Raw genomic sequence first — 15,805 nt, 5'->3', positions numbered from 1 at the left:
CCCTCCCAACCCCCTCCCGACCGAAAGTTGGGGGTGGAAAAGGGGGGGAAAGGGCCGACACCCGTTCTGGGGGGGGGGGCGGGAGCCCCCCCCCCCCCCCCCCCCACTCCCGGGCGGGAGGGTGGGGCAGATGGTCTCAAGTGGCACGGCGGGCCTCAAGCGCGTGGCCGGCCTCAGGGGGCGCGGCCGGCCTCGGCGGCACGCCAGCCCTCGGCGGCACGGCGGGCCCCACGCGCACGGCCCGCTCCGGCACGGGCGTATAGCGGTCTCGCCGCGGGTCGTACCGCCCCCGGGGGAGCCCGGGGGCTTTGGTGCCGTGCGACGGAGGCGGGCCGGTCCGGCCTCCGCCGCACGGCGGCTCGGGGGCCCGTGGCACGTCCGGTTCCGGGCGGACGGACCACGGGCGGTCCGACAGGGCGCCAGGATCGATGGCGCCCGCGCGCGGTGGGCTACTCCCCCATCACCGCGCGAGCGTCCACGAAGGCCGCGACGGCGCGCTCGACGTCCTCGGTGGAGTGCGCAGCGGAGAGCTGCACCCGGATCCGGGCCTGGCCGTGCGGCACCACCGGGAAGGAGAACCCGATCACGTACACGCCGCGCTCCAGCAGCAGCTCGGCGAGCCGGCCGGCCTTGGCCGCGTCGCCGATCATCACCGGGGCGATCGGGTGGTCGCCGGGCAGGATCTCGAAGCCGGCCTCGGTCATCTTCGACCGGAACAGCGCCGTGTTGGCGGCCAGCCGCTCGCGCAGCTCGGTCGACTGCTCGACCAGGTCGAGCACCTTCAGCGAGGCCGCGGCGATGACCGGGGCGAGCGAGTTGGAGAACAGGTACGGCCGCGAGCGCTGGCGCAGCAGGGCGACGATCTCGCGGCGGGCCGCGACGTAGCCGCCGGAGGCGCCACCGAGGGCCTTGCCGAGGGTGCCGGTGATGATGTCGACGCGGTCCATGACGCCGTGCAGTTCGGGGGTGCCGCGCCCGTTCGGGCCGACGAAGCCGACGGCGTGCGAGTCGTCGACCATGACCATCGCGTCGTAGCGGTCGGCGAGGTCGCAGATCTCGCGCAGCGGGGCGACGTAGCCGTCCATGGAGAAGACGCCGTCGGTGACGATGAGGCGGCGCCGGGCGTCCTGTGTCTCCTTGAGCTGCTGCTCGAGGTCGGCCAGGTCGCGGTTGGCGTAGCGGTGGCGGCGGGCCTTGCAGAGGCGGATGCCGTCGATGATGCTCGCGTGGTTGAGTGCGTCGGAGATGACCGCGTCGCGCTCGTCGAGCAGGGTCTCGAAGACGCCGCCGTTGGCGTCGAAGCAGGAGGAGTAGAGGATCGTGTCCTCCTGGCCGAGGAACGCGGAGAGGCGGTCCTCCAGCTCCTTGTGGACGTCCTGGGTGCCGCAGATGAAGCGGACCGAGGCCATGCCGTAGCCCCAGCGGTCGAGGGCGTCCTTGGCGGCGGTGAGCACCTCGGGGTGGTCGGCGAGGCCGAGGTAGTTGTTGGCGCAGAAGTTGAGCACCTCGCCGGGGCGTCCGCCGCCGGTGACGGTGACGGCGGCGCTCTGGGGGGTGCCGATCACCCGCTCGGGCTTGAAGAGGCCGGCCTCGCGGATCTCGTCGAGGGTGGCGGCGAGGTCGTCGCGCACGTTGTCGAACACAGCAGACTCCTAGTCAGCGGGGAGGCTCGGGCGGGCTCAGGCGGTCCAGTCAAGAATGATCTTGCCGCAGCGGCCGCTGGCCGCGTCGTCGAAGGCGGCCTCGAAGTCGGCGGCGGCGTAGCGGCCGGTGATGACGGGGCTGAGGTCGAGGCCGCCCTCCAGCAGGACGGACATCGCGTACCAGGTCTCGAACATCTCGCGGCCGTAGATGCCCTTGATGGTGATCATCGAGGTGACGACGGAGGCCCAGTCGATCGGGAACTGCTCGGCGGGCAGGCCGAGCATGGCGATCTTCCCGCCGTGCGTCATGTTGGCGATCATCGACTGGAGTGCCTCGGGGCGGCCGGACATCTCCAGGCCGACGTCGAAGCCCTCGCGCAGGCCGAGCTTCTGCTGGCCCTCCTCGATGGTGTGCTCGGCGACGTTCAGGGCGAGCGTGACGCCGACCTCGCGGGCCAGGTCGAGCCGGTACGGGGAGACGTCGGTGATCATCACGTTGCGGGCGCCGGCGTGCTTGGCGACGGCGGCGGCCATGATGCCGATCGGGCCGGCGCCGGTGATCAGGACGTCCTCGCCGACCAGCGGGAAGGAGAGGGCGGTGTGCACGGCGTTGCCGAACGGGTCGAAGATCGCGGCGACGTCGAGGTCGACGGGGACGCGGTGGACCCAGACGTTGGAGGCGGGCAGCGCGACGTACTCGGCGAAGGCGCCGTCGCGCCCGACACCGAGGCCGACGGTGTTGCGGCAGAGGTGGCGGCGGCCGGCCAGGCAGTTGCGGCACTTGCCGCAGACCAGGTGGCCCTCGCCGCTGACCAGGTCGCCGACCGCGATGTCGGCGACGGCCGCGCCGATCTCGGCGACCTCGCCGACGAACTCGTGGCCGAGGACGAGCGGGGTCTTGATGGTCTGCTGCGCCCAGCCGTCCCACTTGCGGATGTGCAGGTCGGTGCCGCAGATGCCGGTGCGCAGCACCTTGATCAGCACCTCGCCGGGGCCGATGGCAGGCTTCGGGACGTCCATCAGCCAGAGTCCGGGCTCTGCCTTCTGCTTGACGAGTGCCTTCACTGCGGCGGCTCCTGACGCACGAGGGGGCGGCCTGGTGTGGGCAGGCCGGCGGGGCCCGGCGGGGTGGCGAGTCCTGCCTCCTCGCACCGGGCACGGAGCAATCTGCCTGGTGGGAGGGGGTGCGGTCCATCGAGGAATTCTTAAGGGCCGCCACAGCTGGGCTAAACGATCGTGCCCGAGCAGCGGCGGGCGGGCTTCACGGCGTGCCGGTGGCCACCCTTTCGGCGCAGCGCGCGGCGCGCGCGGAGCGTGCCGAGCGTGCGACAGCCTGCGGGCGGCCGGCCTGCCCGGCGTGAGGCTCCCCGGCGGAGCTGGTGCCTTCCGGGTTCAGCTCCTCCTGCTGCTGATCGCGTGGGCGAGCGCCGCCCCGGCCGCCAGGACTCCGGCGGCTACGACGAGCAGGCCTCCGGTGGACACCAGCAGGTCGGCCGAGCGCGGGGTGGTGGTGAGCCGGGAGAGCAGCAGGTTCACCGGGGGCAGGCCCTTGGCCACCATCAGCGTCAGCAGCAGCACCAGGGCGAGCAGCAGCGCGTAGCCCTGCCGCCGGAAGACCAGGCGGGAGCAGACCAGGCCGACGGCGATGCCGGTGAGGGCGCAGGTGAGCTGGGCCTCGGTGCCGAGCAGCAGGTCGGCGCCGGTCGGCCGGTGGGTGCCGGTCAGCAGGGGGATGGCGAGGCCGAGGGCGGTCAGCGGCAGGCACCAGAGGACGGCGGTGCAGACCGAGCCGAGCAGGACGCGGCGTGGGTCTCCGGCGTTGACGGCGACGACGGCGTGGTGGGCCCGGTCCTCCAGTGAGATCTGGGCGATGGTGAGCCAGGTGGAGCAGAGCAGCATGACGCCGGCCGCCGAGCCGTAGGTGGCGGTCAGCGGGCCGTTGTCGCTGCTGGTGAGCACGGTGAGGAGGCCGAGGAAGAGCAGCACCGGCGCGAGGTAGCGCTGGGAGAGCAGCATGGTGGTGAACAGGTACCGGACCAGGGCGGTCACCGGGCCGCCTTCCTCGACGCGCCGCCTTCGGCGTGGGTGGGGCCGGCGGCCGAGACAAGGCCGTCGACGGACCAGTGGTGTCGGAGTGCGGTCAGCAGGAGGGCGTCCGAGTGCCGCCGTTCGACCCGGATCACCAGGCACTCGCCGCGGCGGGCGGCGTCCAGCACGCCGGGGAGGGCGTACCAGTCCGGTCCGGTCGGGGTGGCACCGGTGCCGGTGGCGGGGGCGCTGAGGACGATCTCGGCGACGGCGCGCTCGTGCGCGGCGGGCTCTTGCGCGGTGGGCCGGCCGCCGTCGCGGCGGGTCACCCGGCCCTCGGTGATCGCGTAGGCGTCGGTGGCGTGGCTTCTGGTGATCGCCTCGCGGTGGTCGGTGAAGACGACGGCTCCGCCCTCGGCGGCCACCTCGTCGATGAGTTCGCCGAGGACGCCGTGGGCGGAGGCGTCCAGGCCGGACCAGGGTTCGTCGAGGACGAGCAGTCCGGGCCGGACGAGCAGGGCCTGGGCGAGGGCGACCTTCTGGGCGTTGCCCTTGGAGAGGGTGCGCAGCGGGGCGTCCGGTCCGCCAGCCAGGGCGAGCCGGTCGATCAGCTGGTCGGCCCGGTCGCGGGCGGCGGTGGTGGGCAGGCCGCGGATGCGGGCCATGTGGGTCAGGTAGGAGCGGGCGGAGATGCGGTCGTTGGCGGTGAAGCGGTCCGGCACGTAGCCGGTCTCCCGGGGGCGGCCGGTGATGCGGCCGGAGGTGGGGCGGGAGAGTCCGGCCAGCATTCTCAGCAGGGTGGACTTGCCCGAGCCGTTGCCGCCGAGGACGGCGAGGACGTCACCGGCGGTGATGTGCAGGTCGACGTCGTGGAGGATCCACCGCCCTGCGCCGTAGCGTTTGCTCACTGCCTCGCATCGCAACAAGTCGGCTCCCATTGACGTCCGTTCACCTTCCGCACCCTACTGCGCCGCGGTGGGGGCGGGGTGTCGCGGTGCCGGGCGGGGCGGTGGCGGGGGCTGCGTCCGTTCGGGCCAGCGGGGCGGCGGCCCGGCGCGCGGGCCGGGCACGGCGCGCATACGGTGGCGATCGCTCCCCCACGGCCTCGTGGAGCGCTGCTCCGGGGCCGTCCGCCGCAGAGAGGCGCCTCGACCATGAGCCCGACCATGACGAAGACCGGACGACGGACGTTACCCACGCTGCGCCGCCGTTCCCCCGTGCGGGCGGCCACGACGGCGCTGGCCCTGGCCGCGCTGCTGGCCGCCGCCGGCTGCTCGGGCAAGGCGGCGTCCGGCCCGTCGGCCGCCGGGGCGGTGACCGCCGTGCCGGCCGCGCTGAGCCCTTCGGCGAGCGGCCCCTCCTCGGCCGGCGGTTCGGCGAGCGCGTCGGGTTCGGTGGGCACGTCGGGTTCGGCGGGCACGTCGGGCGGCGCCGTGGTGCGGCTCACGCCGGACGTCACCGCCCGGCTGGACGCCGCGGTGCAGCGGGTGCTGAGCCAGACCTCCGTCCCGGGGGTGATGGTGGGCCTGACCACCCCCGACGACAGCTACCTCAAGGCCTTCGGCGTCTCCGACAAGATCGCCGGCACTCCGATGGTGACCGGCCTGAACATGCGGATTGGCAGCGAGACGAAGACCTTCACGGTCACCGGGCTGCTGCGGCTGGTCGACCAGGGCAGAGCCGGCCTGGACGACCCGATCACCAAGTACATCCCGGACGTGCCCGGTGGCGACGCGATCACCCTGCGCCAGCTGGCCGACATGCGCAGCGGCCTGTTCTCGTACACCGCGGACCCGGAGTTCGTGCAGGCCTTCCTCAATGACCCGAACCGGGTCTTCACGCCGCAGCAGCTGCTGGCGTACGCGTTCAAGCACCCCGCGGACTTCGCGCCGGGCACCCGGTTCGAGTACTCCAACACCAACACGGTGCTGCTCGGCCTGGTGATCGAGAAGATCAGCGGGCAGCCGCTCGGCAGCTTCCTGAAGCAGCAGGTGTTCGACCCGGCCGGGCTGGGGCGGACGGTCTTCCCGACCGACGCGTCGTTCCCGCAGCCGCACGCCCGCGGGTACACCAACCAGACGCCCAATGGCGCGATCGCGGACGCCACCGACTGGGACCCGTCCTGGGCCTGGGCGGCGGGCGCGGCCATCTCGGACCTGGCCGACCTGCAGAAGTGGGCGAAGGTGCTGGCCACCGGCACGCTGCTCAATCCGGTGACCCAGGCCGAGCGGCTGCAGACCCCGCCCACCGGGGTGCCGGACCTCGGCTACGGGCTGGGGTTGTTCATCAACCACGGGTGGATCGGGCACAACGGCTCGCTGCCGGGCTACCAGAGCGTGACGGTCTACCTGCCGTCGGCGCAGGCGACGCTGGTGGTACTGCTGAACACCGATGTCCCGTACCGGGGTTCGGAGCCGTCGACACTCTTCGCGCAGGCGATCACCGAGATCGTCTCGCCGGGGAACGTCTACTCCTTCCCGGCGGCTCCGGAGAGCAGCTCGCCCTCGCCCGCGGTGGCCTGAGCGCGCAGCTCGGGGCAGAGAGCCTCCTCAACGGCAGTTTTGACGCCCGTCGGATCCGGGGTCGGATCCCGGGTACCCGCCCGGGTCAGATCCCGAGCACCCGGGAAAGGTCGTAGGAGACCGGCTCCTCCAGCTGCGCGTAGGTGCAGCTCTCCGGGGTGCGGTCCGGGCGCCAGCGGCGGAACTGGGCGGTGTGCCGGAAGCGCGTCCCCTCCATGTGGTCGTACGCCACCTCGACCACTCGCTCGGGGCGCAGCGCCACCCAGGAGAGGTCCTTGCCGCCGGTCCAGCGGCTGACCGCGCCGGGCAGTCGGGCGTCGGCGTGCGCGGCCTCGTCGGCCCAGCCGCCCCACGGGTGGGCGGAGGTGTCGTCCATCAGCAACGGGGCCAGTTCCTCGGCGAGTTCGCGCCGGCGGGCCATCGAGAAGGCGGCGCAGACGCCGACGTGCTGGAGCCGGCCCTCGGCGTCGTTGATGCCGAGCAGCAGTGAGCCGACCACCGGGCCGCTCTTGTGCTCGCGGTAGCCGGCGACCACGCAGTCGGCGGTACGCTCGTGCTTGATCTTGAACATGGTCCGCTCCCCCGGCCGGTACGGCTGGTCCAGCGGTTTGGCCACCACGCCGTCGAGTCCGGCCCCCTCGTACTCGGCGAACCAGCTCTGGGCGAGGTCGCGGTCGGTGGAGGCGGGCGCGGTGAAGACGGGGTCGGCGGCGTCGGCGAGGGCCGTCTCCAGGGCGGGGCGGCGCACGGAGAGCGGTTGGTCCAGCAGCGAGGCGTCGCCGAGGGCGAGCAGGTCGAAGGCGACGAAGGAGGCGGGGGTGCGCGCGGCCAGCATGGTGACCCGGCTGGCGGCCGGGTGGATCCGTTCGAGGAGTTCCTCGAAGCGCAGCCGTCCGTCGCGGGCGATCACCACCTCGCCGTCCAGGACGCAGCGCGGTGGCAGCTCGCGTTTCAGCGCCTCGACCACTTCGGGGAAGTACCTGGTCAGCGGCTTGCCGGTGCGGCTGCCGAGTTCGACCTCGTCGCCGTCGCGGAAGACGACGGTGCGGAAGCCGTCCCATTTGGCCTCGTACTGCATCCCGGGCGGGATCTTGGCCACCGACTTGGCGAGCATCGGCGCCACCGGCGGCATCACGGGCAGGTCCATGGCTCCGATCCTCGCGCCAACCGTTCCGGGGCGCGCGCCGGGCGGGGCGCGCTTAGCGTGGGACGCATGGGCTCAGCCGTGGAACTGGATGTCGCCGGCCGCAGCGTCCGGCTGTCGAACCCGGACAAGGTGTACTACCCGGAGCGCGGGTTCACGAAGTTGGACGTCGCGCAGTACTACCTGGCGGTGGCGGACGGGGTGCTGCGCGGGCTGCGGGACCGGCCGACCACCCTGCAGCGTTTCCCGGACGGGGTGGAGGGCGAGTTCTTCTACCAGAAGCGGGCGCCGAAGGGCCTGCCGGAGTGGCTGCCGACGGCGCGGATCAGCTTCCCGAGCGGGCGGTCGGCGGACGAGATCTGCCCGAGCGAGCCGGCGGCGGTGCTCTGGGCGGCCAACCTGGGCTGTCTGACCTTCCACCCGTGGCCGGTGCGGCGCGGCGACACCGACCATCTGGACGAGCTGCGGATCGACCTCGACCCGCAGCCCGGTACGGACTTCCACGACGCGGTGCGGGCGGCGCACGAGTTGCGGGCGGTGCTGGAGGAGTTCGGGCTGCGCGGCTGGCCGAAGACCTCGGGCGGGCGCGGCCTGCACGTGTATGTGCCGCTGGAGCCGCGGTGGACGTTCACCGACGGGCGGCATGCGGTGATCGCGCTGGGCCGGGTGCTGGAGCAGCGGCTGCCGGGCCGGGTGACGACGGCCTGGTGGAAGGAGGAGCGCGGCGAGCGGATCTTCGTGGACTACAACCAGATGGCCCGGGACCGGACGATCGCCTCCGCGTACTCGCTGCGCGCCCGGCCGCGGGCGACGGCGTCGGCGCCGCTGCGCTGGGAGGAGCTGGACGACGCCGCGCCGGAGGACTTCGACCTGCGGACGCTGCCACCGCGGTTCGCCGAACTCGGCGACCTTCAGGCGGAGATGGACGACCAGGCGTTCCGGCTGGACGGGCTGCTGGAGTTGTACGAGCGACAGCTACGGGACGAGGGCATGGGTGAGCTGCCGTATCCGCCGGACCATCCGAAGGCGGCGGGCGAGCCGACCAGGGTGCAGCCGAGCCGGGCGAAGAAGACATGATCACGAGGCTGGAAGTGATCACGTAGGCTGGCGCCGTCGGGAGACGGCGGGCACGGGAGGGGTTTCGGGGTGGGCGAGCGCGGGTTGCGGGAGATCCTGGCGGACGCGGCGGGCGGGGTGTTCCCGCCGTCGGACGGGTCGGTGACGGTGGTGCCGCAGCCGTCGCCGCGCGAGGCCGGGGTGGTGTCGTTCTCCGCGCACGCGGTGGTGTTCACCGACGAGGACCCGGCCTGGGTGCACGCCGTGCTGGCCGCCGTGCCGAGCGACCCGCTGGCGGCGCCGCTCTGCCCGCCGTTCCTGACGGCGTTCGCCGAGCGGACGGGGCGGGTGGTCAACAACATCGACCTGCTGACGGTGGCCGGCCGGCTGCCGGGTGAGCCGCCGCTGGCGCTGGAGCCGGTCGAGGACCGGGAGCACCCCCGGGTGGTGCGCGCGCTGCGCTACCGGGAGGACGTCCGGGTGTTCACCGTGGACGGCGGGGTGCTGGTCCTCGGCCGCGGGGTCGCAGGGCGCTGGGAGTGCTCGGTCGAGGTGGATCCGCAGGCGCGCGGCCGCGGCCTGGGGCGGGAGCTGGCGGTGAGCGCTCGGCACGTGCTGCCGGAGGGCGAGTGGATCTGGTCGCAGCAGGCGCCGGGCAACGCGACCAGCGTGCGCGCCTTCCAGGCGGCCGGGTACCGGCCGGTCGGCGCGGAGACGCTGCTGGTGGTGGGGCGGCCGTGAGCGACCTCCTGGCGGTGCCGGCGGAGGCGCGGGCCCGGCTGGCGGTGCGGTTCGGGCCGTCGGCGCAGGAGTGGTGCGAGGGGCTGCCGTCGCTGGTGGCGGAGCTGGCCGGGCGCTGGGGGCTGACCGTGCGGGCGGCGGGCGGGGGCGGGACGGCCCGGGTGTTCCGCTGCTCGCGGGCCGGCGGTGACAGCGCGGGCGGCGAAAGTGTCTGGCTGAAGCTGACGCCCGACCGCGAGGTGGCCCGGCAGGAGGCGGTGGCGCTGCGAGCCTGGAGCGGGCCGGCGTCGGTGGTGGGGCTGCTGGCCTACGAGCCGGCCGCGCATGCCCTGCTCCTGGAGGACGTGCGCCCGGGCGGGACACTGCGGCAGCAGGGCTGGCGGCCGGCCGAGGTGGCACCGCTGCTCGGCGCGCTGCGGTCGGTGCCGGTGGACGGGCTCGCGCTCGGCCCGCTGGCGGAACGGGTGGAGTTCCTCCTCGACCTCACCGAGCGGCGGGCGCCCGGCGCCGTGCCGCCGGCCTCGCGGGCGTTCGCGCGGGAGCTGGCCGAGGGCGGCCCGGTGGCGCTGGTCCACGGCGACTTGCATCCGGGCAACGTGCTGGCCGGCCCTGCCGGGCCGGTGGCGATCGACCCGCGGCCGTCCCTCGGCGATCCCGACTTCGACCTGGTGGACTGGGCGGTCGACGGTGTCACCGACCTGCCCGCGCTGAAGGGGCGGATCTCCGCGCTGGCGGCGCTCGTTCCGGGCTCGGACCCGGAGCGGGTGCTCGCCTGGTGCCGGGCCACCGCCGTGATCGTCGCCGCCCCGCGTGTGGCGGCCGGGCGGCGGGACGCGGGGACGGCGTTCCTGGCGGAGCTGGCCGGGCTCTGAGGCCCGGCGCCCGGTGTGCCCGCGAGGGGCACGGCACGCCGCGAGGGCCCCGGTCGGGGGCCGGAGCCCGGTGGGGGCTCAGCGAGCCGCGAGGGCGCCGAGGAAGAAGGCGAACGCCCCGACCAGGAGGATGGCGGCGGTGACCCCGAGGGCGGTCACCAGCCACGCCCACGGGAGCAGCGGGCGCAGCAGCCGGGCGGCCAGGCAGGCGCCGACGGCGACCGCCGCCAGGGCGAGCTGGAGCATGCTGAGCCAGAACAGCGCTCCCGCCGTGCCCGCCAGGCGGCACACGCCGTCGTCGCAGGAGACGCGGACCCGGGTGTGGGTGTCCACCTTCCAGTCGATGCGGGCGTGCTCGTTGGGGACGCCGCCGTCGTCGGGGTAGAACGTGCCCCGGCAGTCGCCGCTCTCGGCCGGGACGGCTTCGGCGGTGTCGGTGCGCAGGCACCGGTCGGCGACCAGCACGCCGGGGGTGCCGGAGAGCCCGGCCGCGTACCCGAGCCCTTCCCCCGCCACGGCCGTACCCCAGCCGCCGGCCCCGAGCAGCGCCAGCACCGCGGCGGCGATCGTGAGCGCCTTGACGAGCGCGCGCCGAATGTCCGGCTCCATCCCACCCCTGTCCGTCGCTCCCATTGCTGGGACGCGCGCCCGGGCCGCCCGGTTCGCCCGGTTCGGTGCCGGGGGCAGGTACCGTCCTCACGATGGTGCCGCCGCCGCAGGGCGGCGGGCGGTCAAGGCGTGCCGTCCGCGCCCTTGCCGGAGACGAGGAGGCAGAGGGAGGCGGCGCAGCAGCACACCGATGGTGGCGCGCGGTTGCGGTCAGGTGGTGCGGGCGCCCTCCGGTGCGAGGGAGGCGATGATCCTTACCGCGTCGGTGATCTGAGTGTCGGTCAGGTCGCCGCGGGCGGTCAGCCGGAGGCGGGAGATGCCGTCCGGGACGGAGGGCGGGCGGAAGCAGCCGACGGCGAGGCCGGCCCGGCGGCAGTCGGCGGCCCAGGCGACGGCGGCTTCCGGGCCGGGCGCGCGCACCGAGACGACGGCCGCGTCCGGGGTGGAGGCGTGCAGGCCTGCCGCGGTGAGCCGGCCGGCGAGGGTGCGGGCCACCTCGCGGGCCCGCTCGGCGCGGTGCGGCTCGGCGCGCAGCAGGCGCAGCGCGCCGAGGGCGGCGCCGGCGGCGGCGGGGGCGAGGCCGGTGTCGAAGATGAAGGTGCGGGCGGTCTCGGTGAGGTGGCGGATCACCCGGCGCGGGCCGAGGACGGCGCCGCCCTGGGAGCCGAGCGACTTGGAGAGGGTGACGGTGGCGACGGTGTCGGGCTCGCCGGCGAGGCCGGCGGCGGCCAGGGCGCCGCTGCCGCCGGGGCCGAGGACGCCGAGCCCGTGTGCGTCGTCCACCAGCAGTGCGGCGCCGGATGCGCGGGCGGCGAGGGAGAGTTCGGGCAGCGGGGCGGCGTTGCCGTCGACCGAGAAGACGGAGTCGGTGACCACCAGGGCCCGGCGGTGGGTGCGCCCGGCGAGCGCGGTGCGGACGGCGTCCGGGTCGCTGTGCGGGGCACGGTGGACGTCGCCGCGGGCGAGCCGGCAGCCGTCGATCAGTGAGGCGTGGTTGTAGGCGTCGGAGACGATCAGGGTGTCCGGGTCGGTGAGCGCGGTCAGCGCGGCCAGGTTGGCGGTGTATCCGGAGGAGAACACCAGGGCCGCCTCGACGCCGCAGAACTCGGCCAGCTCGGCTTCGAGTTCGGTGTGCAGGGCGGTGGTGCCGGTGACCAGCCGGGAGCCAGTGGCGCCGCCGCCCCAGCGCAGTGCGGCGTCGGCGGCGGCCCGGGTGACGGCCGGGTGACGGGTGAGGCCGAGGTAGTCGTTGCCGGCGAGGTCGAGGACCGGGTCCTCGGCGGGGCGACTGCGCAGTGTCCGGGTGAGGCCGGCGCGGGCGCGCAACTCGGCTGTCTCGTCGAGCCAGTCGAAGACGGCGCCCGGCGCGGGGGCGCCGTCCGGGGCTGCGAGGACGGGCGGTTCGGACACTGTGCGATGGGCCATGGTCGGCACTCTGGCACGCCGGGCGCGGGGCGGGCAATGTGCGACGCGGCACACGGTCACCACGTCATTCATGTGTGGTTAACCTTGGATTCATCTACGAATTGCTTCTGATTCATTTCCATTGCCAGCATTTCGTAAAGAATCTAAAGCCTTTGTCAAGAATTTTCAGTCATCTGTTCGATCGGCTACGCTCCCCCAGCGATCTGACATGGGGGGATTACACAGATGGCAGACCTGGAATTCGAGCGCCGGATGAATCCCTGGCTGTTCGACAGCTCGGGAAACCTGACCGCGGACGCGAAGAAGCAGTTCCCGGACCTGGCCGCGGCGGCCGCCGGCACCACGGCCCCGGTCACCGTGCCGGCGAGCGGCGGCGGCCAGACCGTCACGACCAACCCCGGCATGATCCGGCAGGCCGGGAACAATGCCGCCGCCCTCCAGGGCTCCGTGCGCACCGAATGCGGCCAGCCCTGGGAACACGTCAACAGCGCGGTCACCTCGCTGATGGGATTCAGCCTCTGCGCCGGGCTGAACAACGCGTGGAGCGTCTGGCAGGGCCAGACCCACACCCTGGAGCAGGCCCTCGGCACGATCAGCCAGAACCTGCACACCACCGCGCAGAACTACGAGGCGACCGAGGCCTCGATCCAGAGCCAGTTCGCGCAGAAGCACGACTGAGGACCCGGGGGAAGACCAGACCACCATGGTGACGTTCAGCCAGCTCCAGCACCTCGACCTCGCCTCGCTCAACGCGGCGGCGGGCGACTTCGAGGCCATGGTCCGCAAGTGGGACCTCTCGACCAAGATGCAGAACGAGGTCATCGGCCCCGTCCAGCAGTCCAACTGGCACGGCCCCAGCGCCGAGCCCGCGCTCGCCTCGCTCACCCGCACCCGCGACCAGATCCACGCCGCCTTCGAGGAGGCCTCCGCCATCGCGCGCACCCTGCGCGAGGCGCACGACGAGTTCGCGGCCGCCAAGAAGGACCTCCAGACCGCCGTCCAACACGCCACCGACAAGGGCCTCACCGTCGACGCCGAGGGCAGCGTGCACTGGCCGCCGGCCACCAACCCGGCCGACAAGAAGGACGCCGACTACGCCAAGGGCCAGCAGGCCAACGCCCAGGCCGCGGCCGAGGAGATCGGCAAGGCCCTCGACCGCGCCAACGAGGCCGACACCGCGGCCACCGCCGCACTGGCCGGCGACACCGGCACCGACAGCGGCACCTTCAACAGCAACCCGGTCGGCAGCCTCGCCGAGGCCGAGGCCAAGCAGGCCTCGCAGATCCTCGGCCTCGGCTCCAAGGCCACCGACGCCCAGCTCGCCCAGCTCCAGACGCTGCTCCAGCACCACTCCGGCGACCCGCGGTTCGCCGCCGCGTTCTACGGCGGGCAGGACCCGGCCACCTTCCTCGCGTCCTACGGCGCGATGGCGCAGAGCGGCGACTTCAGCGACAGCCCGGCCCGCAAGGCCGCCGTCAAGGGCATCCAGGACGGCCTCGGCCTCACCCTGGCCACCGCCACCGACAGCCACAAGCAGCCGCACGTCTCCGACGACTGGGAGCAGCGCCTGCGCAAGGCCGGCGGCGAGCAGATCCCGCTGGACCCGAGGGCCAACCCGAAGGCCAGCCCGTACGGGTACCAGATCCTCGGCAACATCCTGCGGCACGGCGACTACGACGCCCACTTCATCAACCCGATCGCCGAGCACGTCACCCAGCTGACCAACGAGAACCCGGGCCGCTGGGACGCGGTGGCGGCGATGCACGGCTCGCCGTTCCAGGAGTTCCAGTTCACCGGCGTCACGGACGAGAAGGGCGACGTCCACGGCTTCAACCCGATGTCCTCCGTCCTGGAGGCCCTCGGCCACAGCCCCGAGGCGGCCACCAAGTTCTTCACCGACCCGCCGACCACGTACAACCCGGACGGCTCGGTGAAGAGCCACGGCGGCGAGAACAAGTACTTCGACATGCTCACCGACAGCGGCGAGCGCTCACTGCTGCGCGACATGCCCTACCCGCCGCGCCCCAACCCGGGCACCGCGCAGTCCTTCGAGGTGGGCGCCCTCGGCCACGCCCTGGAGGCGGCCGCCACCGGGCGGGCCTACGACGACGAGAAGGGCGAACTCCCTCCGCACACCAAGGAGATGGGCGCCGTCATGCAGCAGAGCGTCCACAAGTTCGGCGACAAGGACGCGGCCGGCCTGCTGTACGGGGACGACGCGCTGTTCGGCGAACTCAACGGCAGCCTCGCCCACATGACCGGTGCCTACATGGGCGACGTCCAGCACTCCCTCGACGGCTCGAGCGTCAAACTGCCCGTCTCCGGCGTCCCCACCGAACTCGGCAAGGACGACGTGCAGCGGCTCGTCGTCACACTCGGCCGCAACCCCGACGCCTACGCCTCGATCGCCACCGCGCAGCAGGCCTACACCACCGCCGTGATCGACGACGTGATCGCCCACCGCGCCGACCACGGCGACCTGACCGCGGCCATCCAGAACGTCTCCCGGCCGGGCGGGGAGATCACCGGTCTGCTCACCAGTGCGATGGTCGACGAGGTCTACAACAAGCACGCCGCCGAGGACGCCGAGTACAACGAGGCCGTCGCCACGAAGCGGGAGTGGGCGGGGACGATCTGGGAGATGACCGGCGGCAAGGCCCTGGAGGAGCGCGCACCCGTCGCCGGCCCCATGGTCAACGAGGTCGTCAACCAGATCATGGACGGCGTCGCCGACAGCTACCACGTGGACTCCCACAACCAGGCGACCAACGAGGCGCTGGAGGCGTACAACAAGGCCGTCACCGGCGCCCAGGGCTCCGTCGAGCAGGCCATTCGCGACGCGGCCGCCAGGGAGGGCCTGGACCCGAAGTACATCAACGACCTCGCCCCCAGCGCGGCGGGCAAGATCAAGGACGGCTACGGCAGTGGCCGCGACACCTACGAGGTGATCCAGCATGCCTGACCCGTCGCAGGAGGCCGCTCCCGCGGCCCGCCGCCGGCCCGCCCGGTGGCAGGCGGGCACGGCGGCCGCCGTCGCCCTGGTGCTGGCCGCTGCCGGGCTCTGGCAGTGGAAACCCTGGCAGTCGGTGGACCTGCCGGAGAGCGCCTGCTGGGGGCTGCTCACCCGGGACCAGGTCCGCCCCCTGGTCGGGGACGACGGGAAGGGCACCGAGTGGTCCCCCGGCGGTGACCTGTCCGGGAAGAGCCCCGACGTGACGTGCGCGATCGCCTGGCAGCCCAAGGGCGGCGTGGCCGCCGTACAGGTCGAGGTCCGGCAGGAGAACGAGAGCAGCCACCGCTCCGGCCTGGAGGACCTGGCCGGGAAGGCCGCCAACGGCGAGGCCGGGCAGCTCGCCTTCGGCGACGGAACCGACGCCTGGCTGCGCCTCGGCTTCTTCCCGACCGTCCTGCTGCGCTGCGACAGCCCGCGGCAGACCCGGCCCGATGCCGTCTACCGCCGCATCGACATCAGCGGCGACCTCACCCTGTCCGGGCTGTCGGACCGCAAGCGCGCGCAGGCCTTCGTCGACCTCGCGCACCGGACCGCCGAGGAGGTCGTCCGCCAGGAGGGCTGCACCGGCGTGCACCTCGCCGACCGGGCGCCCACGGTGCCGGAGCCGCGGAGCTGAACGGCGATCGGCCGCGCGCCCACCAGCTCCGCACGCCCGGTCCGGGGTCCCGGGCCGGGCGGCACCGGCGGCCCAGGGGCCGCGGGCCGGTGAGCGGAGACACGGGCCAGGCGAGCGGAGACACCCGGCCGGTGGG

The 15,805-nt window shown here is 73.6% G+C and carries 14 protein-coding genes; 7 read left to right on the top strand and 7 right to left on the bottom strand.

All coding sequences use genetic code 11. From position 1 onward, the window contains the following. Window positions 1–449: 449 nt before the first annotated feature. The 4 genes from ACZ6NC_RS30380 to ACZ6NC_RS30365 all read right to left on the bottom strand — a co-directional run bounded on the left by ACZ6NC_RS30380 (window position 450) and on the right by ACZ6NC_RS30365 (window position 4,594). The gene (locus ACZ6NC_RS30380; RefSeq protein WP_465737043.1) at window positions 450–1,643 is read right to left on the bottom strand and encodes a glycine C-acetyltransferase; all 1,194 of its coding nucleotides are present in this window, start codon (window positions 1,641–1,643) and stop codon (window positions 450–452) included. A 36-nt stretch (window positions 1,644–1,679) separates the two neighbouring features. After that, window positions 1,680–2,708 (bottom strand): L-threonine 3-dehydrogenase, encoded by a 1,029-nt coding sequence (gene tdh, locus ACZ6NC_RS30375; protein ID WP_465737042.1) that lies wholly within the window; start codon window positions 2,706–2,708, stop codon window positions 1,680–1,682. Between the two features lie 327 nt (window positions 2,709–3,035). Beyond that, window positions 3,036–3,692: a hypothetical protein gene (locus ACZ6NC_RS30370; RefSeq protein ID WP_465737041.1), complete on the bottom strand. Its 657-nt coding sequence runs from the start codon at window positions 3,690–3,692 to the stop codon at window positions 3,036–3,038. Continuing rightward, complete coding sequence (locus ACZ6NC_RS30365; RefSeq protein ID WP_465737040.1) at window positions 3,689–4,594, bottom strand: ABC transporter ATP-binding protein; 906 nt, start codon at window positions 4,592–4,594, stop codon at window positions 3,689–3,691. Before ACZ6NC_RS30365 ends, ACZ6NC_RS30370 begins: the two co-directional genes overlap by 4 nt. Window positions 4,595–4,837: 243 nt before the next feature. Between ACZ6NC_RS30365 and ACZ6NC_RS30360 the strand changes: the two genes are divergently transcribed. Continuing rightward, a complete protein-coding gene (locus ACZ6NC_RS30360) occupies window positions 4,838–6,193 on the top strand; it encodes a serine hydrolase domain-containing protein (RefSeq protein ID WP_465737039.1) in 1,356 nt (451 codons plus the stop codon). 85 nt (window positions 6,194–6,278) lie between these two features. On the opposite strand, the gene ACZ6NC_RS30355 is transcribed toward ACZ6NC_RS30360, so the two are convergent. Next, entirely contained in the window at window positions 6,279–7,340 is a 1,062-nt protein-coding gene (locus ACZ6NC_RS30355) for an ATP-dependent DNA ligase (RefSeq protein WP_465737038.1), read from the bottom strand. Between the two features lie 66 nt (window positions 7,341–7,406). On the opposite strand from ACZ6NC_RS30355, the gene ligD reads away from it, so the two are divergent. The 3 genes from ligD to ACZ6NC_RS30340 all read left to right on the top strand — a co-directional run bounded on the left by ligD (window position 7,407) and on the right by ACZ6NC_RS30340 (window position 10,006). Next, on the top strand, window positions 7,407–8,414 hold the full coding sequence (ligD, locus tag ACZ6NC_RS30350; RefSeq protein ID WP_465737037.1) for a non-homologous end-joining DNA ligase: 1,008 nt from the start codon (window positions 7,407–7,409) through the stop codon (window positions 8,412–8,414). A 69-nt stretch (window positions 8,415–8,483) separates the two neighbouring features. Continuing rightward, a complete protein-coding gene (locus ACZ6NC_RS30345; RefSeq protein WP_465737036.1) occupies window positions 8,484–9,134 on the top strand; it encodes a GNAT family N-acetyltransferase in 651 nt (216 codons plus the stop codon). Beyond that, a complete protein-coding gene (locus ACZ6NC_RS30340; RefSeq protein ID WP_465737035.1) occupies window positions 9,131–10,006 on the top strand; it encodes an aminoglycoside phosphotransferase family protein in 876 nt (291 codons plus the stop codon). The genes ACZ6NC_RS30345 and ACZ6NC_RS30340 overlap by 4 nt, the downstream gene beginning before the upstream one ends. Window positions 10,007–10,084: 78 nt before the next feature. On the opposite strand, the gene ACZ6NC_RS30335 is transcribed toward ACZ6NC_RS30340, so the two are convergent. Beyond that, a complete protein-coding gene (locus tag ACZ6NC_RS30335) occupies window positions 10,085–10,615 on the bottom strand; it encodes a hypothetical protein (protein WP_465737034.1) in 531 nt (176 codons plus the stop codon). Window positions 10,616–10,825: 210 nt separating this feature from the next. Then, on the bottom strand, window positions 10,826–12,040 hold the full coding sequence (locus ACZ6NC_RS30330; protein WP_465737033.1) for an 8-amino-7-oxononanoate synthase: 1,215 nt from the start codon (window positions 12,038–12,040) through the stop codon (window positions 10,826–10,828). A gap of 225 nt (window positions 12,041–12,265) precedes the next feature. On the opposite strand from ACZ6NC_RS30330, the gene ACZ6NC_RS30325 reads away from it, so the two are divergent. The 3 genes from ACZ6NC_RS30325 to ACZ6NC_RS30315 are packed head-to-tail and all read left to right on the top strand — an operon-like array spanning window position 12,266 to window position 15,669. Next, window positions 12,266–12,718, top strand: coding sequence for a WXG100 family type VII secretion target (locus ACZ6NC_RS30325; RefSeq protein WP_465737032.1), 453 nt, complete (start codon window positions 12,266–12,268; stop codon window positions 12,716–12,718). Window positions 12,719–12,743: 25 nt separating this feature from the next. After that, window positions 12,744–15,002 carry a hypothetical protein gene (locus ACZ6NC_RS30320; protein WP_465737031.1) on the top strand — a complete coding sequence of 753 codons (2,259 nt, stop codon included), beginning with the start codon at window positions 12,744–12,746 and terminating at the stop codon, window positions 15,000–15,002. Then, window positions 14,995–15,669, top strand: coding sequence for a hypothetical protein (locus ACZ6NC_RS30315; protein ID WP_465737030.1), 675 nt, complete (start codon window positions 14,995–14,997; stop codon window positions 15,667–15,669). Before ACZ6NC_RS30320 ends, ACZ6NC_RS30315 begins: the two co-directional genes overlap by 8 nt. Window positions 15,670–15,805 lie beyond the last annotated feature (136 nt).

It is taken from the genome of Kitasatospora sp. NPDC041988, assembly GCF_055588525.1.
The sequence above is the reverse complement of the archived record's forward strand: the minus strand, read 5'-3'. Positions and strand labels throughout refer to the sequence as shown.